The organism is Myxococcus qinghaiensis (genome assembly GCF_024198215.1).
Lineage (GTDB): Bacteria > Myxococcota > Myxococcia > Myxococcales > Myxococcaceae > Myxococcus > Myxococcus qinghaiensis.
Window position 1 is genome coordinate 1 of sequence record NZ_JAKCFA010000025.1, and the last position, 20,384, is coordinate 20,384.

Sequence of the window (20,384 nt, forward strand, 5' to 3'; positions counted from 1 at the left end):
TGCTCCACCAGGTGCTCGTGGACCAGTCGTTCAATCTTCGATTCCAGCGTCGCAGTGGGTTTCGTTTGCATCCGCCACGGGTTGCACACCGCGACGACGGCCTCAACACCACCCCTGAACGGTTACGAGCAGATGGGACGGCGGCTGGATGGGGGCACCACAGTCAAACCAGAGCATGATGATTGGCGCGTGGGAGCGGCACCTGCATGTGGCGGAGCCTTCCCTGTATCTGCCCAGCATCGACCTCAAGGTGCCTAGCGTCGAGACCCTCGACGACGCGAAGGCCCAGCCCGATGCGCGCCACACGAACGACATCGGACAGAGTTCTGGCTCCTCTAAGTCGGCCCTGACGTCCCTTCTGACCAAAGCATCCGAGAGCTTCGACATGAACTCGGAAATGGTCCCCTGTGGACCACACCTTGGGTGCCACGCAAGCAAAGCCTTCGTTGGCTCGCAACTCGACAGCATGCTGAATGCATCGGCGGCGTATGACATGTACGCCCCTGTCAGCAAACTCGCCGCAGCCAGCTTCGCCATCAACGAGTTCATCCCGTTCGTGTCAGCGGGTGAGAGCTATCTCGAAACCAAGTCAGCCTGCGGCAACGGGGAAACGGGCCGCTGCGTCGTCGGCGCAGGGAAGACGGCCTTCTACACACTCTCGTCGGGACTTTCCGTCTATTCGATGGGCCGCAGTGGCGCAGGACTGGCAAAGGGACTGCGCACTCCATCGACTTCCCTTCCTCGCCGGCTCAACATCAATCTGGGGCCTGCGGGGGCAAGCGCCAAGGCCGCAGGCAAGCCTGGAGCCATGGTTGCTCAGCTCACTAAGAACACCTGCGGGCCTGCCTCCGGTGTCCAACTGCTGAAAGAGGCCGGAATCGAAGCCCACCAATCCAATTTAACATCAGGATGGTTCCGAGGACTCAAGCCCGATTATCTGGCGGACAACCTCAACAAGTTCCAGCCGGGCTGGCAGGGAATGATGGCGTATCCAACGGAGCTTCAGTTCCGGGGAGTGGCATCGAGGGGTTCCTTCATTGCACGTATTGGCTCTCAACCAGGCCACTTCGTCATCGTTGACAAGGTCTCGAAGAACACGGTCTTCTTCCGAGACCCGGCTGGAGGGGTTTCTCGACAGATGAATTTCGCCAAGTTTCTCGATATCGTGAGTGGATTGGTTTTCAGATGACCTCACCACACATTCGAATCCACTACCACAGCATCAAGATGTTCTTGACGGTTGACCAGAACACCATGATGGCGGTCTTGCTTGAACAATTTGGTCCACACTTCACGATGGAGATTCAGCCCATGACGGAATCAGAAAAGGCCCTGGCGGAAGAGGACCTCGGCATCGTCACGGCCGTCCGGTCTCGTTTCTTCCTCGTGGAAGTACGCCCTGACCAGGAATTGATTCGGCACAAAGACCTGGAAGAAAGGATCATTCAAGAGGGCCGGAAGTAACGTCATGACGCCAGAAGGCACGCCTAATCCCTTTAAAGGATATCGAAAGCAGCGTCGCCCATCTCCCGGTGGCTCCAACCCACCGGGAGGTCTCATCTGCGTCACGGCGGATGGCATAGAGGGCATGCCAGCTGGAGAATCGGCTCCGGGAGCGCCCTTCAAACAAGGCAGTCATGAACGAGAAGAACTTGAGGGGAGTGCAAAGCGATAACCTGGCTCAAGAACCCTCATCCCCTCTTCCGTCCATGTCGAGTTCACGGCCCTGAAACAGGAGTCCTTTGACTTCCTGATGAACATCATCGAGCGGGGCAGCGGCACGCCTCGACAACTCAGGAACGCACTCTTGATGGCCTCGAAGATGCGGGGGTGGGGAAGAGCGCATTTTACACTCACGCTACCTGGTCTCTGCGAGCACGGAGACGTCAAGGTGCGGACCACTGCACTCCGCATCCTTGTCTTGTGGCTCAAGCAGGCAAGAGCATCCCCAGCAGAACGAATCGAAGGCTCCGATGAACGCTCCTTCGACGAGCCCATCAACAAGGCTCTTGCGCTCGGGGTCGACGAAGGCACCGAGTCTCTCGCGCGCAAGCATTTGGTCTCTCCCGCTGAGTAGCCCCTCCACGGCATCGGAGAGATTCCCCCCGTGCCCTCATCCGGTGTGCAGAACCCGCAATCACCTCACACCGTCACCAGCACCGAAGTGCACGCCCGGCACCGCCGTGCCTCCAACGGAATCGTCTCCAGGCACTCCGGACACACCTTCGTCGTGGCGGGCGCGGGCTCGCCCTTCTTCCCGCGCTTCGCCCACGCCTGCCCCACCTTCGCCACCACGATGAACAGCACCGCCGCGATGATGAGGAAGTCGAGCACCGCGCCCAACAGGTGCCCCCACCGCAGGTTCAGCGACGTCGCCGTCGCGTTGCGCCAGTCACCTCCCGGCAGCACCGCGCCGACCACTGGCATCACCAGGTCCGCCACCACCGCGGCCACAATGGCGGAGAACGCGTTCCCCATCACCACCGCCACCGCCAGGTCCACGACATTGCCCTTCAGGGCGAACTGCTTGAACTCCGAGAGCAGGGACATGGGTACACCCCTCCGTCACCGGATGGCCTGCTCCCCGTATGCCTTGGCACCAGCCGGAGGGCCCCGGAAACGGACGGCACCCTAACCGCCCCACCCCGCACCCTCGGCTCGCCCGACAGGGCACACTGTCACGTGGTGGGCGAAGTCGGCTCGGACGTCACGGGCACCGGCATCACCGTGCCCCCGTACTGCGTCGCAGCCAACGTGCCGCACGCCGCCCCAATCTCCTTGCCCCCTGAATACCGCCGCGCCACCGGCGCCTTCAGAATCTGCAAGTAATCCCGGAACGCGCTCAGCTCCTCCGCCGACGGCGGCTGGTACTTCCCCGTCGGGTCCGTCACGTCGATGAGGTCCACCTTGATGGGAATCCCCTCGAAGGCCACCTTCAACGCCTCCGCGTCCTCCCGCTCCAGGTTGAAGCCCGATATCGCCACATAGGCAATCATCGCCCGCTCGCGCCGCACCTGGCTGTACTCGCGAATCGCCTCAATCAGCTCCGGCAACGGATGCGTCTTCTCAATCGGAAGCACCTTCATCCGCTTCTCGGAAATCGCGCTCGTCACCGAGAAGGCCAGCCGGTACGGATGCCCCTCCTTCGTGTAGCGACGAATCGCCGGCACATGCCCCGCCGTCGAGAAGGTGATGGACTGCCCCGAAATCGAGAAGCCCGCCGGATTCGAGAGGATTCCCGCGGCCCTCAACGTCTCCTTGTAGTTGAGCAGCGGCTCCCCCATCCCCATGAACACCACACCCCGCACCGGCCGGTCCGCCTCCGCCCGCACCTGAAGCACCTGGTCCAGAATCTCCCAGGTCTGCAAGTTCCGTTTGAAACCCAACTTCCCCGTCATGCAGAAGTCGCACGCCAGCGCGCAGCCCACCTGGCTGGACACGCAGACGACGTACTTCTCATCGAAGATGGGAATCCGGACGGCCTCAATCCGCCCGCCCAGGGGCGAGTCGAAGAGGTACTTCACGAAGCCGTCGTCCGCCCGACGCCGCTCCACGACCTGGAGGCTGGGCATCTCGGCGTGGGCCTTCAGGTGGTCCGCCACCCGCCGGGGCACCTGGGGCGAACGGGCGACTTCCTCCACCGAGCCAAGCCCGTGGGCGAAGACGGCGGCGAACACCTTGCGGACCGCGGTGGGGGACGGGGAGAAGGGCGCAAGCGCCTCGGCCAGCTCCGGCAGCGACAGTTGCTTCAGGTTCACGAGGCGGACTTGATTTTGGTGCGAAGGAACTCCGTCAGCTTGGAGCTGACCTCCTTCGGCATCCTCGCCGCCAGCGCGCGCTTGCACAGACTGGGCGTCGCCCGGTACGTGTTCAAGAACTCCTCACAGGGCGAGCACCCCGACAGGTGCTCCTGGAGGTGGCGCGACTCCTCGGGCGACATCTCGCCCTCGAGGTATTCCAGCAGGAGGTTGATTGAGTCTTTACAGGTGTACATCCGAACCTCGGCTGGCTGCGGCACGCCCTCGTCCTCGCTTCGGAAGATGCGGAGCCCCCCAGTTGCGTTTCACGGACCGCGATTGTCCCGGTTGTAGAAGGCGTCAATGGCCTCCCGAAGCGCGAGACGAGCCCGGTGCAGGCGGCTCTTGATGGCGGGAATGGAATCCCCCGTCACCTCTGCAATCTGTTCGTAACTGAGGCCGTCCACGTCTTTCAAGAGGAAGACCTCACGATACCCCTCAGGCAGCCTGTCCGCCGATTGCCGGATGGCCTGCCCCAGCTCGGCGTCCAGGGCCTTCTCCTCGGCGTCCCGGCTCCAGTCCGACACCGGGTAGTCCGCCAGCGTACCCCGGGGAGTGAACTCCGGCCCCTGGAGCTCCACCTCGGCGGCCTGCGTCACCCGCCGGTGGCGCAAGCGCATGAGCGCATGGTTGGCCGCTATCCGGTGCACCCAGGAGCCGAAGGCCGCATCCCCGCGGAAATCCTTGAGATGTTGGTAGGCCGACAGGAAGGTGTCCTGGGTGATTTCGGCGGCGTCCGCCTCCGAGCGGGTCATCCGCAGGGCGAGACCGTACACCTTGTCCTGGTGTGACTCCACCAGGGCCTCGAAGGCGGACATGTCCCCATCCTGCGCGCGGGCGAGGAGCTGGCGATCATCTTCCGTGGCGACCTCGTCGGGCATGGCGGGGCGCACCCAACCAGCCGGAAGCGCCTTCGTCAAGGCCGGTTGCGAGCTCTCGTCGAAGGCCGCTTGCTGACGTGTTGACTGTCCCGGACCCAGAGCCGGAAGGGCTCGTGGGCCCACGCCCCCGCGTAGTCCACGCCGATGCGCGGCCCGCGCTCCACCCGCGCCTCCGCCACCTCCACCCCCGGCAGCAGGTGCAGCCCCGGCGAGCTCAGCTCCAGCCGGTTGTGCCCCAGCGTCAGCCCCAGCGCCTTGCACAGCTTGCCCGGCCCGTCCGTGCGCACCCCGGCCTCAAGCCCCTCCACCGGCTCCACCGCGCGCACCAGCACCGCCGCCGCGACGCCGGGCGCGTCCGTGACGACGTTGAAGCAGTGGTGCATCCCGTAGATGAGGTACATGTACGCCCGCCCGGGGGGGCCGAACATCACCTCCGTGCGCGGGGTGAGCCCCTTGGCCGCATGGCAGGCCAGGTCGTGCTCCCCGATGTACGCCTCCGTCTCGACGATTCGACCCACCCGGCGCTGGCCGGCGGCGTCCACCACCACGAGCAGGGTTCCCAGAAGCTCCCGGGCGACCACCAGGGCCGGCCGCGCATAGAAGGAAGAGGGCAAGACAGTCACTGTCACCCCGGGATTGTACCGGCCAACACATGGGTGCGCCGCAGAAGGTGCTTCCGTCCTCCAGCGAAAACCCGCCGCGCGATTCCTGGTATCGGACCAGTTCACTCCGGGGCAGGTGTGGTGCAGATTGCGCCGCACCATGTCCACCCCCGGCCGGCTCTCCGGTCTCCTGCTTCCGCTGTTCTCTCTCCGCGCCCCGACGGATTTCGGCATCGGCGACTTCGGCGCGCTGGATGGGATGTTCTCCTGGATGAAGGCCGCGCGTCAGAAGCTCTTGATGCTGCTGCCGCTCCTGCCCACCGCGCCCGGTGACTCCAGCCCCTACGCCACCCGGTCGGCGTTCGGCCTCAACCCGCTCTTCATCGACCTGCACGCCCTGCCGGAGTTCATCGCCTCCGGCGGCGAGGGCGCCTTCTCCGAGGAGCAGCGCAAGCAGCTCGCCGAGGCCCGCGCCGCGCCGCGCGTCCGCTACGACCTGGTCTTCCCCCTCAAGGACGCCGCCTTCGCGCGCGCCTTCGACACCTTCGAGGAGCAGCACTGGACCCGCCAGACGGAGCGCGCCCGCGCCTTCCGCCAGTGGCGCGAGGCCCAGGCCGACTGGCTGGAGACCTACGCCCTCTTCACCGCCATCAGCGAGGAGCAGCAGCGCCGCGCGTGGTGGGAGTGGCCGGAGGGCCTGCGCACGCGCCAGCCCGAGGCGCTGCGCGCCAAGGCGACGGAGCTGGAGCGCCGGGTGCGCTATCACGCGTGGCTCCAGTGGGTGGCCGAGCAGCAGTGGGACGCGGCGCGCGCCAGGGCGAAGACGCAGGACGTGCTCCTCTGCGGCGACGAGCCCTTCATCATCGGCCAGGACAGCGCGGACTGCTGGGCCAACCCCACCATCCTCCGTCGCGACGCGCGGCTGGGCGTGCCGCCGGATGACTTCTCCGCCACCGGCCAGGACTGGGGCCTGCCCTACTTCGACTTCGCCGCCATGCAGAAGGACGACTACGCGTGGCTGCGCGCCCGCGCGAAGAAGGCGGCCAGCTACTACGACTTGCGCCGGGTGGACCACGCGGTCGGCTACTTCCGGCAGTGGATTCGCGACGAGAAGACACCCACAGGGCGCTTCATCCCCCCGGACGAGGAGAGCCACAAGAGACAGGGCCGCAAGCACTTCGAGCTGCTCTCCGAGGGCGCGGGCATCGTCGCCGAGGACCTGGGCGTGATTCCCCCCTTCGTGCGGCAGATACTCGCGGAGCTGAAGCTGCCCGGCTACCGGGTGATGCGCTGGGAGCGCGACGACAGCGTCTACCGGAACCCGCACCAGTTCCCCGCCGTGTCCCTCGTCACGACGGGCACCCATGACACCGACACGATGGCGGAGTGGTGGGAGGGCGCCCGCGACGACGAGCGTCAAGCCGCCGCGCGCGCCTGGCCGGAGCTGCAGGGCGTGACGGTGACGCGCGAGTTCACCCCGGAGGTGCACCGGGGCCTGCTCGCCGCGGCGCTCAACTCCAGCAGCGACTTGTGCGTGCTGCCCTGGCAGGACGTGCTCGGCACCCGGGACCGCATCAACCTGCCGGGCTCCATGAGCGACTCGAACTGGGCGTACCGCATCTCCCAGGACGTGGGCGCGCTCATGACGGACCCCACGACGAAGGACGCGGCCGAGAAGCTGGCCTGGCTCACCGCCTCCGCCCGCCGCTGACCCGAAGACACCGCTGACTTCGTCCGGGAGAAGTCCCTCCCGGACGGAGTCACCGCTACCCCACGGCGGTCAGTCGATGCACTTCACCTGACCCGGGAAGCCATCGAAGATGGCGCAGCGGCGGTTGGCGTTGGCGCACTCCAGCCGCGCGCAGACGTCCTCGGTGACACAGATGGGCGGCGAGCGGCCGAATTCCAGGAATACCTCGGCGCAGAACTCGAAGGAGTCCGCGCAGCCGAAGGAGCCGCAGTAGTCCGCGTCGGCCAGGCTCTCGCCCTCCTTCACGCGCACCACCTCGTCATCATCCACGCCGCAGGCGGCGGTGGCGAGCGCCGACACCACGCAGAACACCAGGACTCTGATTCGCCGGGACAGGAGCATGGGCCCCAATCTGGCGCACCTTGGCGCGGCTTGCACGTCTCCGTGTCCGTCCGGCAAGGACCAGCCGACAGGACCGGGCGACAAGACGTTGGAATGCGACAAAGGGATGAGCTCGTCCTCCAGAGGACGCGTCAGCCGCTTGCCTTCCTTGTATGAACAGTCCGTGGCCGTTGACCTGCTCCGACTCCTCCGCCTCGCCACTGTCGCCTCGCTCCTGAGCGTCGCGGCGTGCGCCACCACGTCCACCCCGCCTCCGGGCCCCAAGGTTTCCCAGCTGGAAATCGAGGGCACGAAACACGTGAGCAAAGGGGACATCAAGGACCGCATCCTCACCTCGGAGACTCCGTGGTGGGCGTTCTGGCCCTTCGGCAGCCCCCACTACTTCGACCCCAACGCGTGGCAGGCGGACCTGCGCCGCATCGAGCGCTACTACCAGGCCCAGGGCTTCTACCAGGCGGAGGTGGTGGACAGCGCGGTGGAGCCCCAGGGCAAGAACGAGGTGAAGCTGCAGGTGCAGGTGAGCGAGGGCGAGCCCACGCACATCAGCGAAATCCAGGTGGAGGGCCTCCAGACGCTGCCGGAGCAGCACCGCAAGGAGCACCACGAGCGGGTGATGGACGACCTGCCCCTCAAGAAAGGCGACATCTTCCGCGAGGCGCCCTGGGAGGAAGCCAAGGCCCGGGTGCAGGAGCAGCTGCGCGAGCTGGGCTACGCGGAAGCCGAGGTGTCCGGCGAGGTGCAGGTGGACGTGGACACCCGCCAGGCGAAGGTGCGGCTCGACGTGAAGCCAGGCCCGCGCTACCGCTTCGGCAACACGTTCGTCGCCACGGACGCCAACCCCCAGGTGCCGCCGCGCCGCATCATCGAGCAGGTGCAGGGCGCGCTGAAGAAGGGGGACTGGTACAGCGAGACGGCGCTGGCGGAGGCCCAGGCGCGCGTGTTCCGCATGGGCGTCTTCGGCGCGGTGAAGGTGAACCGCGGGGCGCCGGACCGGGAGTCCGCCACGGTGCCCGTCGTCGTGGACGTGCGCGAGGCGCCGTTCCGCTCGGTGCGGCTGGGCGGTGGTATCGGCGTGGACGCGGCCCGGCAGGAAGCGCGCGTGCTGGGGGAGTGGACCAACCGCAACTTCCTGGGCGGCCTGCGCCGCGTCACCCTGCGAGGCCGCGCCGGCTACGCGTTCATCCCCCACGTCCTGTCGCCGTCGAAGCAGGGGCCCGTCTTCGAAATCACGGGCGAGTACGAGCAGCCGCGCTTCCTCTTCCGAGACTTGCGCCAGCAGACGTCGCTCACGCTGGAGAAGGGCCTGGAGCAGGCCTACGACTTCTACGGCGGCAGGCTTCAGACGGGTGTCATCTGGCAACCGCACCGCAGCTTCTCCGTGTTCCCCTCCTACAACCTCCAAATCTACCGGCTGTCGGGCCGGGTGAGCGCGGACTCGCGCGTGCCGCCCGTCGTGCTGGGCTGTGGCGCGGACACCATCCAGTGTGACGTGGCGCTGAGCTTCCTGGAGGTGGCCTTCTCGTGGGACCGGCGGGATGACCCGGTGGAGCCTCGGGATGGCTACTTCCTGAGCCTGTCCGTGCAGAAGGGCGGCAGCATCTTCTTCGGCGACTTCAACTACATCCGCCTGCTGCCGGACCTGCGCTTCTACTACTCCTTCGGCGAGGACAAGCGCCTGGTGCTGGCGGGCAAGCTGCGCGCGGGCACGCTCAACCCCGCGGGAGGCTCGCAGAGCTCCATCGTCACGCGCTTCTTCTCCGGTGGCGCCACCTCCATGCGCGGCTTCAATGGCCAGCGCCTGTCGCCGCTGGCGGCGCTGGCCAAGCAGGAGGACCTGGACGGCGACGGCGTGCCGGAGACGACGCAGACGGAGGAGTGGGAGACGGTGCCGGTGGGCGGCAACAGCCTCGTCGAGACGTCCTTGGAGCTGCGCTACCAGATCTCCACCAGCATCGTGCTCGCGGCCTTCTGGGACACGGGCCTGGTGGGCGTGGAGGGCTTCGACTCGGGCAGGGCGCCCAAGTTGTTCGGTCCCGACCACTACCAGGCCGTGGGCTTCGGCTTGCGCTACCTCACGGTGGTGGGGCCGGTGCGCCTGGACATCGCGCGGCGACTGAATCTGGGCCAGGGATTGCCCGTCGCCACCCCGGGGTACATCTATCCGACGTCCGGAGGCTGCTTCGGCATTGGCAGCAAGTGGAAGCCCGACGGCCCCACCTCTCGCGGGGCCACCTTCGCGGGAGCGCCTGACGGTCAGTGCGCGCTGCACCTGTCGATTGGAGAGGCGTTTTGAAAGGGCGACGCTGGGCACGACGACTGCTGTTGGGCCTGCTCGGCCTGGTGGGCCTGGTGGTGCTCGCCGTCCTGGGCGCGCTCGTCTGGGTGACGTCCTCCCCGGGTGAGGGCTGGCTCGTCCGCAAGGGCCTCCAGCTGGCCAACGAGCAGTTCTCCGGCCGCCTGGAAGTGGAGGGGCTGGACCTGGCGCCTCCAGGCGCCGTCCTCACCGGCGTGAAGCTGTATGACCCGGAGGGCGAGCTGGTGGCGGAGATTGCCCGCGTCGAGGCGCGCGTTCGCCTGGGCGGCCTCCTCCAGCAACAAGTCAACCTCACCGAGGCGCGCGTGGTGCAGCCCCGCCTCTACCTGGCCCAGGACGAGCGCGGGCTGAACCTCTCCCGGGCGATTGCGCCCCGCGTGCCCAAGCCCGAAGAGCCGCCCTCCCCTCGCGGCAAGCTGCGCGTGGAGCTGAGCGAGCTGCTGCTCGAGGACGGCTACGTCGACTTCAAGCAGGAGCTTGAAGAGGGCGGCGAGCGACAGGTGCGCCTGGAGGACTTCGACGCGAAGGCGTCCGGCCACTTCGCGGCGGCGACGCAGGGCTTCGGCGCGACGCTGGAGGCCACGGGTGCACTCGCGCTGCCCGCGAAGGGCCCCATGCGGCTGTCGCTGAAGGGCGAGGGTGAAGAGGGCGCACTGAAGGCCGACGTGGACCTGGACCTCGCGGGCCTGCTGCTCGACGCGAGCGCCTCCGCGCAGCTTCCTCCCGAGGCCCCGCCGGGCCAGCCCGCTGGCGCGCTGAAGGCGGACGTGGACGTGCGCCGCCTCACCGTGCCGCCGGAGCTGACGCGCGGCTTTCTGCCCACGTGGCCGCTGCTGGTGCCGGTGAACCTGGTGGGCAAGGCGGGCATCGACGGAGACCTGGCTCGAGCGGACATCCAGGGGACGGCCGCGGACGCGAAGCTGGACGTGAAGGGCGACCTGGACCTGGAGCGGATGCGCTCCACCGGCGTCTCCGTGAAGGCGCGCGACGTGGACCTGTCCGCGCTGGTGAAGGAAGGCCCGAAGACGAGCCTCTCCGCGAACCTGGACGCGAAGGGCGGCGGCACGAGCGTGGAGACGCTCGACGGCGAGGTGGACCTGACGGTGTCGCCCTCGCGCTTCCGGGGTCAGCCGCTGGGGCCCGTGGAGCTGCATGCCCGCGCCAAGGACGGGAACTACACGCTGTCGCGCCTGCTGGTGCTGGTGCCGGGCGCCTCCCTTCAGGCCAAGGGCGAGGGCACCCTCGACTCGATTCGCGTGGACGGCAGCCTGACGGCGGGCAACCTCGCCCTGCTGTCCGACACGTTGACGAAGCTGCTCCCTGGCACCGTGCCTCCGCTGTCCGGCAGCGGCACGCTGGAGTTCCGCGCGGAGGGCCCCGCGCGCACGCCGGGGGTGCTGGTCCAGGGCAACTTCACCGCGCTCTCCTATGCAGACATCTCGGTGAGGAACCTCACGCTCCAGGCCGAGGTGCCGGACGTCACCCGTCCGCTCACCACGGACGCCACGCTGGTGGTGGGCTCGCTGCGCTCCGGCGAGCGCTCCTTCCGGGACGTGTCCGCCACCATCACCACACAGGAGCGACGCCTGGAGGTCAGCGTCCGGGCCCTGGGCGATTTGACGCTGGGCCTGGGACTGAACGGGCTGGTGGATGAAGACAACCAGGGCCTGGAAATCCAATCGCTGGTGCTCTCGTGGCCGGAGGCGACGTGGAAGCTCCAGGCGCCCACGCATGTCGGCTTCGGTGGTGGCGGCGTGAAGGTGGAGCCCGCGCTGAAGCTCGCGTCGGGCGGGCAGTCGCTGTCGGTGCTCGGCGCGCTCGCCAACCAGCAGGTGACGGCGCGCGTGGAGCTGGAGGCGGTGGACCTCACGCTGCTGCCGCGCATCGCCGTCCCGGAGGCGCTGGGCCTGGGCGGCACGGTGTCCGGCTTCGTCACCGCGAAGGGCAAGCTGCCCCGGCCGGACGCGGAGACGAAGCTGCGCTGGCAGAACGGCACGGTGAAGGGCTACGAGAACCTCCAGCTCGCGCTGGACGCGCGCTACGTGAAGGACCGCGCCACGGGCACGCTGGCGGCGGGGCTGCCGGTGGCGAAAGTCCTCGCGGACTTCGACGTGCCGGTGCAGGGCGTGCTGAAGCGCCGCAAGGACGCGCTCTCCCTCAAGGTCGACCTGGAGGACCTGGACCTCGCCGGGGCGATGAAGCTTTTGGGCCGCACGGAGCCGGTGAGCGGCGTGGTGGCCGGAGAGCTGCGCATCGACGGCACCGCGCGCGAGCCCCGGCTGGACTTCGTGCTGCGCGGCCGGAAGCTGAACTACACCGCGCCTCCGCCCGGCTTCGCCCTGAAGCAGCCGTTGGATTTGGAGCTGCGCCTGGCGTCGGACCGCGAGGACGCCACCCTGGACGCGCGCCTGGACGTGACGGGCCTGGCCTCCCAGACGTACGTGGTGCTGCACACGCCCTTCACGCTGGGCGGGATGATGGCGCGGCCTCCCACGGCCGATGACATCCTCGCGGCCTCGGTGGACCTGGAGGCGCTCATCGCTGAATTGCCCCTGGCCCAGTTCGAGGGCGTGGGCGGCCTGCAGAAGCCCGCGGGCACCGTGTCCGCGCAGCTCTCCCTCTCCGGCTCCGCGCTGGTGCCGCAGGCGCGGCTGAGCGTGAAGACCGCGGGCCTCACCGCTTATGGCCTGCCACCGGTGAACGGGCAGCTCGGCGTGGTGGGCGATGACCAGGACGTGAAGGTGACGCTGGCGGTGCAGCGGGACGAAGGGCCCCTGGCCCAGCTCGACGTGACGCTGGATGCGCCCCTGGGCGCGCTGCAGGACCAGGAGGTCTACGGACACATCCCCTTCCAGCTCAAGGGCCGCCTGGGCCCGGTGGACCTCCAGCACCTGCCCGGCGTGGCGAAGGCCCGCGCGACGGGCGCCGCGGAGCAGAAGGCGAGCGCCTCGGCCAAGGGCATCCAGGGCGAGCTGGCCGTGGAGCTGGCCGCGCGCGGCACGCTGGACACGCCGCGCATGGAGCTGACCGCCGGAGTGCAGAAGCTGGGCATGGGCGAGCTGGCCCTGGGACAGGCGCGCCTGCACTACGGCTACCAGAACGCGCGCTCCGCCTTTGACCTGCTGCTCACCGCGCCCGCCGGTGGCACCCTGCTGGTGGAAGGCGGCGTGGAGCTGGACGTGTCCCTGCCCGCGATTCAGCGCGGACTCAACACCTCGAAGGCGCCGCTGGACGTGACGCTCAAGGCGCGCGACTTCGACCCGTCCTTCCTCTCCGGCGCGGTGGAGATGCTGCGCAGCATCGGCGGGTTGATTCAGGCGGACGCGAAGCTGGCGGGGACTCCGGCCGTGCCCACCTTCCAGGGCTCGCTGGCGTGGAAGGACGGCAAGCTCGGGCTGATGGGCCTGGGGGAGTACCGCGAAATCCAGCTCGCGCTGGAGGCCAGCCGCGAGGCGCTGGCAATCAAGACGCTGTCCGCCAAGGCCGGCGGCGGCACGGTGTGGCTGGACGCGCCGCTGACGGCGACGCGCACCCAGAATGGCGAGTACGAGCTGACCAGCCCCGCGGGGAAGCCCTATCCGCTGATGGCTCGCGACTTCCCCATCGTCTTCGACGACCAGCTCATGGCCGTGCTGAGCATGAAGGCGAAGGTGGAGGGCACGATTTCCGAGCGGCTCGTCAACCTGCGCAACGTCTCCATCCCCGAGGCCACCATCGAGCTGCCCGAGGTGAAGCGCAAGGACCTCCAGGACCTGGAGCGCCCCGGGGACGTGGTGCTGGTGCGCAACGGCACGCCCATCGAGCGACGCAAGCGCAAACAGACACAGCAGCCCTCGCCCGGAGACCCCGAGCCGAACCAGCAGCCCACCACCGAGCTTCCGCCCGCGCCACAGTCCGAGGAGGACCTGGAGGCGGGCGACGACGAGTCGCCGCCCCCCGGGCGCGCGTACTGGGTGAACGTGAATGCGCCGCGCAACATCTGGGTGAAGGGCTCCGACCTCAACGTGGAGCTGGGGCTGTCGGAGGACTTCCGCGTCGAATACACCGACGTGGCGCGCCTCTTCGGTCAGGTGCGCGTGCTGCGCGGCCGGGTGGACGTGCTGGGTCGGCGCTTCGACGTGCAGCGCGACAGCGTCGTGAGCTTCACCGGGCCGCCGACCGTCCCGTACATCAACGTCACCGCGGAGCACCGCAACGACAGCTCCAACATCACGGTGTTCGTCACGATTCGCGGCCAGGGCCGCGACATCACCCTGAAGCCCACCAGCGAGCCGCCGCTGCCGGAGTCCGAAATCTACACGCTGCTCGCCACCGGCCGGCGCACGCTGGAGCGCGGCTCCGGCGCGTCGATGACGGCCAGCGCCCAGGCCGCCTCCGTCGTCGGCTCGCTCGTCGCCAACGAGGCGCGCAAGGCCCTGGCCGCGAAGCTGCCGCTGGACGTGCTTTCGATTGAGGCCGGCGGCGCGGGCATGGCCGGCACCAAGCTGGAGGTGGGCACCTACGTCACCGACAAAATCTACGTCGGCTACACCGGACGCGTGGGCGCCAACATCCAGCAGGGAGAGAACTCCAACGCGGTCCGCTTCGAATACCAGTTCGGACCGCGCTGGAGCCTGGAAGGCCAGTACGGCGACGCGCGCTCGGGTGGCCTGGACCTCATCTGGACCAACGAGTACTGACGCCGGCCGCTACAGCCAGTACATCTCGAAGCACGCGCCCACGGGGCCCGCGCCGCTGTTGGGCGCCATGGGCGAGCTCACCCACGCGCCGCCCACGCCGCACTGGCTCCACTGCTGGTCCGACGAGGACTGGACGCACGTGCGCGCGGGCACGCTGCGGCCCAGCGTGGCGGAGGAGCACCACGGCCACGACTGGGTGCAGTTGCCAGGCTTCGTCGTGGTGCCCGCGGTGAAGACGCCGGACACGCACTGCCGCCACACGGCATCCGACGAGCTCTGCACGCAGCCCAGGTTCGGCACCGTCGTGCCCGCCGTCTCCGACACGCAGCCCGACGTCGTCGGCGCGTCCCAGTTGAAGCCGCCGTCCGCGTAGCGGTGGTAGATGCTCGCCACCAGCGACGAGCCGCCCACCGTGGTGCGGCCACACTGCGTCGCGTAGGCGCCCACCCAGGGCGTGTACGTGTACAGCGCCGCGGTGGCCTTGTTGGTCGGCTTCACCGAGCACGGGTCCAACGTCGCCTTCGTCGTCCCCACCTTCCAGCCGGAGATGGTGGGCCGCCCCGCGTCCAGGTCCGTGAAGTAGCCGCGCAGCTTCTTCGCCGAACAATCAATCTGCTTGCCGAAGCCCGTGTATTGCGCGTCACACCCGCTGCTGTCCGGACAGCCACAGCCGGTGGCCTTGGCCAGGTTGGTGGAGGTGCCGCTCTGCACCAGGCTCGACTCCACCTGGATGCGCGCCAGCATGTACAGCGGGCTGATGCCGAACGCCTTGGAGCGCTCGACGATGAGCGCCGCCGCCGTCTTGTTGCTGAAGGCCGGGTCCCGGTAGTTCGCCAGATACGAGCCCTGCTGCGTCAGGAACGCCTGCACCTGCTCGGTCGTAATCCACTGGTGCCCCAGCACCTGCGCGTCCTCCAGGAGCCGGTGCATGTCGTACTTCACCGTGGCCCGCTGGAGCACCTGCCCGGTCAGCTCGTCGATGACCTCGCCTTCTTCGTCGTCGACGACGGGACCACAGCCAACCGCCAGCAATGCGGGCACCACCAGCCACCACAGTCGCGTCTTCATCACGGCCTCGAGGGGATGTGCCACGCCCGCGAGGAGACCCAAGCCACCCGGCGGGCTCGGCAGGGGGGACCCCTCACGTGTAGTCGGCGCGAATGCCGAGATTCAAGAATTTCTTGAATTGAAAGATTAACAGATTGTTATCACGAGGCTGGATGTGGAGCGGGGAAGCGGTCATGGCGCCCCCCCCCTGTCCCGGAGTCTCGGGTCCTTGAGCCGTGCAGGGCGTGACGGGGTAGCGTGACTGTCGTCATGCGCATGCACACTTCGACGTGGCTGAAGCGATTCGCTCCTCTCACCCTCTGCCTGCTGGTGCTGGGAGGCTGCTCCAGTTCGGACGATGACGGACGTTCGCCCTCGGGAGATGCGGGCACGGACGTCTCCGACGGCGGAGGCAACGGGACGCCGGATGGTGGCGGTGGGATGCCGGACGGTGGCCCTGTCGGCACCGGGTGCATGGGGGAGACGTTCCTCACGTCCCTGGGGAAGAACCGGCTCCTCGTCGGCGCGCAGATGGAGGACAGCACGGCGGCCGGTGCACCCTTCGACGTGCACTACCTGTACGTCGCCAGTGGGCTGGTCGACTCGACGAACATCTGTACCTCGTGCACCTCGGGATGCACCACGTCCGGCACGACCTGCGCGGGTGCGTCGTGCGCGTGGTGGGGATGCTGGCAGGACGTGTCCCAGCCGCCCGGTGCCTACGTGCGTGGCCACGTGTCCGGGGCCAAGGGGCGCCAGCAGCTCCCCTTCATCACCTACTACCAGCAGCTCCTGGGCGGCGTCGGGCCCGCGCGTGAGGGCGAGCAGCAGCTCCAGTCGCTCAACGACGTGGCCATCATGCGGCGCTACTTCGCGGACTGGCGCTTCACGTTGCAGCAGGTGGGCAGCGAGCGCGCCCTGCTCCACATCGAGCCGGACCTGTGGGGCTATCTCCAGTTCTTCTCCAATGGAGACCCGGCCACGGTGCCCGCGCAGGTGGCGAGCGCCAATGCCACGGACTGCGCGGGGATGGCGAACAACGCCGTGGGCGTGAGCCGGTGCATGATTGCGATGGCTCGCAAGTACGCGCCCAACGCGAAGGTGAGCCTGCACGCCAGCCCCTGGTCGACTCGCACGGACGTGTACCTCAACACCAACGCGTCGTTCGATATCGCGGGGGAGGCGCGCAAGGTGGCCGACTTCCTGCTGAAGCTCGGCGCGGCGGACACGGACTTCATCGTCGTGGAGGCGTCGGACCGCGACGCGGGCTTCTACGACAGCGTCGGCGAGGACACGTGGTGGGACGCGAACAACGCCACCCTGCCCCACTTCCGCCAGGCGTTCACCTGGGCCAGCGCCATCTCCGAGCGGCTCAACAAGCCGAACTTCTGGTGGCAGCTCCCGGTGGGCAACATGAACCTGCCGAACACGAACCAGAAGTGGAAGGACAACCGCGTGGACTACTTCTTCTCGCACACGGCGGAGCTGGCCGCCGCGCACTCCGTTGGCTTCTCCTTCGGCGCGGGTGAAGGCCGGCAGACCTCGCCGGAGACCGACAACGGCAACCTGTCCACCCGAGTGAGTGCCTACAAGCGCGCGGGGGGTCAGGCGCCCTGCGCGCCGTAGCGCGACTCTGGCTCCTGGGTGCCTTCGAGGATTCCGCTCGGAGGCACCGCGCCACTTGGAACAAGCGCGAGCAAGGAGGCGTCTCCTCGGGGCGCGGCACCCGGGGCCGCTCAGAACAAGCGGGAGTAGGTGGGCTTCGCCTCGGGACGCGGCACCCAGCGCTGGCCGTCTCGCGGGAGCCACAGCACATGGAAGCGCTCCACCGGACCTTCGTAGCGCACGGTGTGCTCCCCTCGCGTCAGCGTGAACTCCCCCTCCGTGACGCGGGCCCCGTCGATGAACAGCGCGCCCGACTCCAGCACGGACGCAGGCTCGACGAAGTAGCGTCCGTCACGCACGGCCAGGAAGCGTTCCTCCAGCGCGCTCCCGGGTGACACGTCGTACCGCCGCCCCCACAGGAACAGGTCTCCGTCGTAGGGCTGGTAATGCGTGTCGAGGAAGCCTCGCAGCGACTGCGGCAGTCCCGAGGTCCGTAGGTCATCCACGCGCAGCACGCAGCCGCGCTCCACCAGGGCCTTCGGCACTTCGCGCGCCAGCACGTCCGGGATGGAGCCCCGCAGATAGGCATCCGTGTAGAAATAGAAGTGCGCGTGCGGCCGGCTCACGTAGCCCCCTGAGTTGTCATAGACGACATCCCCGGGCCCCGTGAGCGTGCCGATGCGCGCGAGCACGTCCTGCTGTCTGGCATTGCCCCCTCCGTCCAGCAGGGCCTCCAGCCTCCAGAGCTGAAGACAGAGCAACACACCCAGCGCCAGGCTCGCGACGACTCGCGCCGGGGGAGCGCTCCAACCACTGAAGGCCGCCACCACGCCGCGCGCCATGAACGGCGCGAGCGCTCCCAGGAACGGCAGCAGGCTGTATGGGAATGGCGCGCGCTGGAGCGCATACGAGCCGAACGTCGCCAGCACTGCGAGCAGCAACGGCAGGTCCGCGTCCTTCCAGCGCTCCGCTCCCGAGCGCCACCACGCACGCACCGAGACGAGGAACCCCAACACCGCCAACCCGAAGAGCCAGGGCTGCTCGCGAACCATCGGCAGCAGGTAGTCCCGCCACGAGAAGCCCGGGTAGTGCCGCTGATGCTCCGCGGCCCACACGAAGCACCACTGCCACCAGTCCCTCCACGAGCCCGTCACCGTGAGAGACATCGCCACCGCCGCGAGCCCCACGCCCGCGCCCGCCAGGAACGCGCCCGGCCACGCCACGAGCACCGCACCCCTGCCCCGCCGCCAGATGATATCCACCGCGAGCACCACGCCCACCAGCCCGCCGTAGAACAACACCTTCTGCGACGACCACAGCGCGGCCGAGAACAACAGCCCCGCCACGAAGCCGAGCGTCCGGGTACCGGGCCGCACCGACACCGCGGCGAGCCCTCCCAGGAACAAGGCACAGGCCAGCGCGTCCGGACGAATCTCCGTGGCGAAGCGCGTGAACGGCGTCAGCGCCAGCAACAGCACCGGAGCCAGCCACATCGAGACGCGGCCCTCGCGGCGATTGAGCACCGCCACCGAGACACACGTCCCCGCCAGCGGAACGAGCATGGCCAGACGCAAGGCAAGCACACCCCGAGGTGCATCCCCTATCAGCCAGAACAGCGGCGCCAGCCCCTGGTAGAGCAGCGGGAAGTGGACCTCGAAGAAGTCTCGGTAGGGCACCTGCCCCTTCGACACGAGCCAGGCCGCGTGCGCGTACTGGAACTCGTCGATGCTGAAGCCCTTGTGCAACGCCAGGCGCGCGGCCTGGAGGGCCAGTGCGAGGAGTCCCAGCGCGAGGCCCAGGCGTCCCCAACGTGCGTACGTCATGGGCGCCTCATACCTCGAAAGCCCCATTCCCAGATTTCGGTAGGGGGGAATTTTTTTGACCCAGTTGTGGCACCCGTTCTTTCCGTGTATCTCGTCTTTACCCTGTGAACTTCATAGGGAGCGGGCCGCCCCCCTCATCGCGATGACACCTCCAGGTCGGGGGCGGCCCGTGCCACATCCGTAGAGGGGGAAGTCCTACATGCTGAAGAACCACCCGTGGAGCGCAGAGCGCTCCGCGATTGCTCGCTCATGTCGTAACGCTGTCGGGGCTTTGCTGTGGGTCTTGGGAGTGGCCGCGCCGGGGAGCGCACTGGCCGCCATCGACCTGCCGGGCATGAACCTGACGGCGCACTGCGTCCAGTTGTATGGCTCTGGGGCCACCGCGACGCTCACCCAGAACAATGCGTATGGTTGGTCTTGCCTCCATAACGGCCAGTACAAGGGGATGAACCTCAACCTGGCGTGCAGCACCCAGCACACGGATGGCTATCAAGCCGCCTACAAGGACTTCAACGACCCCTATTCCTGGTACTGCGTCCTCCGGAAGAGCTACACGTCCATGAACTCGTCCAACCACACGCTCTACGTGTGGAAGGGCCAGTACGTGGCGCTGAGGACACCCGACCTGACGACCTGCAACGTGACGCAGCTGTCGCTCGTCATCGATGGGCTCGACAAGGGTTACTCGTTCTACCAGAGCGCGACTGGCAAGACGCCCACGTTGAACGCGTCCTACCCGAGCCGGCACTACCTGGGCCGGGACAGCCTGGCCGCCCTGCCCTCGGGCGCGGTGACGGGCTGCTCGGCGACAGACCCGGCGTGTGGCTACATGGGACAGACAGGCATCGAGTTCAAGTTCGACACCTTCCAGAACTACATCTGCCCCGAGGCCGCCGCCGGCAAGCACAACCAGGTGGGCTTCTACGAATTGGGCCGCAACTTCTGGTTCTACGATGGCGAGCTGAAGTCCACCAACGCCAACTACGCGCACGCCATGGTGACGGGCTACGCGGTGCTGATGCGCTTCCTGGCCATGGAGTACTACAGCCTGCCGGTCACCACCGCGCACACCACCCAGTACACCAACGTGAAGGCCTTGGTGGACACGTACCGCACCGCCGACGTCCTGTGCGGCACGGCCGGCGCCACCAGCACGCAGGTCTCCCCGGGAAGCTCCTATTGCTACAAGCATGACTGGACGAACACGCTGGTGGCCAATCAAGGCATCAGCGGGTTTGGCACCACGGACCTGTTCGCCTCCTTCGTGCTGCGCCTCGCGCGGGTCCACGGCTGGGGTTTCGTCCTCGTGCTCTGGCGCCAGGTCGAGTCACTGGGCAACGTGACGACCCCGACCGACTCCGCGAACAACTTCGTCCTCGCCGCCAGCCGGGCCGCGGGCGCCAACCTGTCTGACTTGTTCCAGTACTCGTGGCGGTGGCCGGTGAGCAGCACGGTCCGCACCCAGCTTCAAAGCGAGCTGGGCACCCCCGTGAGCATCATCCCGTACAACTGATGCACCTCCGGTGGGCGGCCCGTCTCAGGCC

Annotated in this window: 16 protein-coding genes; 8 read left to right on the forward strand and 8 right to left on the reverse strand. The window is 67.9% G+C overall.

The window, feature by feature from the left end; all coding sequences use genetic code 11:
• Window positions 1-175: 175 nt before the first annotated feature.
• The 3 genes from LZ199_RS36060 to LZ199_RS36070 all read left to right on the forward strand — a co-directional run bounded on the left by LZ199_RS36060 (window position 176) and on the right by LZ199_RS36070 (window position 2,077).
• Window positions 176-1,189 carry a cysteine peptidase family C39 domain-containing protein gene (locus tag LZ199_RS36060; RefSeq protein ID WP_253998322.1) on the forward strand — a complete coding sequence of 338 codons (1,014 nt, stop codon included), beginning with the start codon at window positions 176-178 and terminating at the stop codon, window positions 1,187-1,189.
• Window positions 1,186-1,464 carry a hypothetical protein gene (locus tag LZ199_RS36065; RefSeq protein WP_253998323.1) on the forward strand — a complete coding sequence of 93 codons (279 nt, stop codon included), beginning with the start codon at window positions 1,186-1,188 and terminating at the stop codon, window positions 1,462-1,464. Before LZ199_RS36060 ends, LZ199_RS36065 begins: the two co-directional genes overlap by 4 nt.
• 289 nt (window positions 1,465-1,753) lie before the next feature.
• On the forward strand, window positions 1,754-2,077 hold the full coding sequence (locus LZ199_RS36070; protein WP_253998324.1) for a hypothetical protein: 324 nt from the start codon (window positions 1,754-1,756) through the stop codon (window positions 2,075-2,077).
• A 65-nt stretch (window positions 2,078-2,142) separates the two neighbouring features.
• On the opposite strand, the gene mscL is transcribed toward LZ199_RS36070, so the two are convergent.
• The 5 genes from mscL to LZ199_RS36095 form a co-directional block, all read right to left on the reverse strand.
• A complete protein-coding gene (mscL, locus tag LZ199_RS36075; protein WP_253998325.1) occupies window positions 2,143-2,550 on the reverse strand; it encodes a large conductance mechanosensitive channel protein MscL in 408 nt (135 codons plus the stop codon).
• A gap of 128 nt (window positions 2,551-2,678) precedes the next feature.
• Entirely contained in the window at window positions 2,679-3,758 is a 1,080-nt protein-coding gene (locus LZ199_RS36080; protein WP_253998326.1) for a radical SAM protein, read from the reverse strand.
• Complete coding sequence (locus LZ199_RS36085; RefSeq protein ID WP_141640579.1) at window positions 3,755-3,994, reverse strand: anti-sigma factor family protein; 240 nt, start codon at window positions 3,992-3,994, stop codon at window positions 3,755-3,757. Before LZ199_RS36085 ends, LZ199_RS36080 begins: the two co-directional genes overlap by 4 nt.
• 69 nt (window positions 3,995-4,063) lie before the next feature.
• Window positions 4,064-4,678, reverse strand: coding sequence for an RNA polymerase sigma factor (locus LZ199_RS36090; protein WP_253998327.1), 615 nt, complete (start codon window positions 4,676-4,678; stop codon window positions 4,064-4,066).
• A gap of 35 nt (window positions 4,679-4,713) precedes the next feature.
• On the reverse strand, window positions 4,714-5,301 hold the full coding sequence (locus LZ199_RS36095; RefSeq protein WP_253998328.1) for a DNA-3-methyladenine glycosylase: 588 nt from the start codon (window positions 5,299-5,301) through the stop codon (window positions 4,714-4,716).
• A gap of 139 nt (window positions 5,302-5,440) precedes the next feature.
• Between LZ199_RS36095 and LZ199_RS36100 the strand changes: the two genes are divergently transcribed.
• Window positions 5,441-6,991: a 4-alpha-glucanotransferase gene (locus LZ199_RS36100; RefSeq protein WP_253998329.1), complete on the forward strand. Its 1,551-nt coding sequence runs from the start codon at window positions 5,441-5,443 to the stop codon at window positions 6,989-6,991.
• A 69-nt stretch (window positions 6,992-7,060) separates the two neighbouring features.
• Here LZ199_RS36100 and LZ199_RS36105 read toward each other — a convergent pair whose 3' ends face one another.
• Window positions 7,061-7,372: a hypothetical protein gene (locus tag LZ199_RS36105; protein ID WP_253998330.1), complete on the reverse strand. Its 312-nt coding sequence runs from the start codon at window positions 7,370-7,372 to the stop codon at window positions 7,061-7,063.
• Between the two features lie 163 nt (window positions 7,373-7,535).
• Between LZ199_RS36105 and LZ199_RS36110 the strand changes: the two genes are divergently transcribed.
• Both LZ199_RS36110 and LZ199_RS36115 read left to right on the forward strand, forming a co-directional pair.
• Window positions 7,536-9,665, forward strand: coding sequence for a BamA/OMP85 family outer membrane protein (locus LZ199_RS36110; protein ID WP_253998331.1), 2,130 nt, complete (start codon window positions 7,536-7,538; stop codon window positions 9,663-9,665).
• On the forward strand, window positions 9,662-14,365 hold the full coding sequence (locus tag LZ199_RS36115; RefSeq protein WP_253998332.1) for a translocation/assembly module TamB domain-containing protein: 4,704 nt from the start codon (window positions 9,662-9,664) through the stop codon (window positions 14,363-14,365). Before LZ199_RS36110 ends, LZ199_RS36115 begins: the two co-directional genes overlap by 4 nt.
• A 9-nt stretch (window positions 14,366-14,374) precedes the next feature.
• Here the strand turns inward: LZ199_RS36115 and LZ199_RS36120 are convergent, their stop codons facing one another.
• On the reverse strand, window positions 14,375-15,433 hold the full coding sequence (locus tag LZ199_RS36120) for a hypothetical protein (protein WP_253998333.1): 1,059 nt from the start codon (window positions 15,431-15,433) through the stop codon (window positions 14,375-14,377).
• Window positions 15,434-15,682: 249 nt separating this feature from the next.
• Between LZ199_RS36120 and LZ199_RS36125 the strand changes: the two genes are divergently transcribed.
• Complete coding sequence (locus tag LZ199_RS36125) at window positions 15,683-17,038, forward strand: hypothetical protein (protein WP_253998334.1); 1,356 nt, start codon at window positions 15,683-15,685, stop codon at window positions 17,036-17,038.
• Between the two features lie 110 nt (window positions 17,039-17,148).
• On the opposite strand, the gene LZ199_RS36130 is transcribed toward LZ199_RS36125, so the two are convergent.
• Window positions 17,149-18,840 carry a hypothetical protein gene (locus LZ199_RS36130; protein WP_253998335.1) on the reverse strand — a complete coding sequence of 564 codons (1,692 nt, stop codon included), beginning with the start codon at window positions 18,838-18,840 and terminating at the stop codon, window positions 17,149-17,151.
• A 289-nt stretch (window positions 18,841-19,129) separates the two neighbouring features.
• On the opposite strand from LZ199_RS36130, the gene LZ199_RS36135 reads away from it, so the two are divergent.
• The gene (locus tag LZ199_RS36135; protein WP_253998336.1) at window positions 19,130-20,353 is read left to right on the forward strand and encodes a calcium-binding protein; all 1,224 of its coding nucleotides are present in this window, start codon (window positions 19,130-19,132) and stop codon (window positions 20,351-20,353) included.
• Window positions 20,354-20,384: the final 31 nt, after the last annotated feature.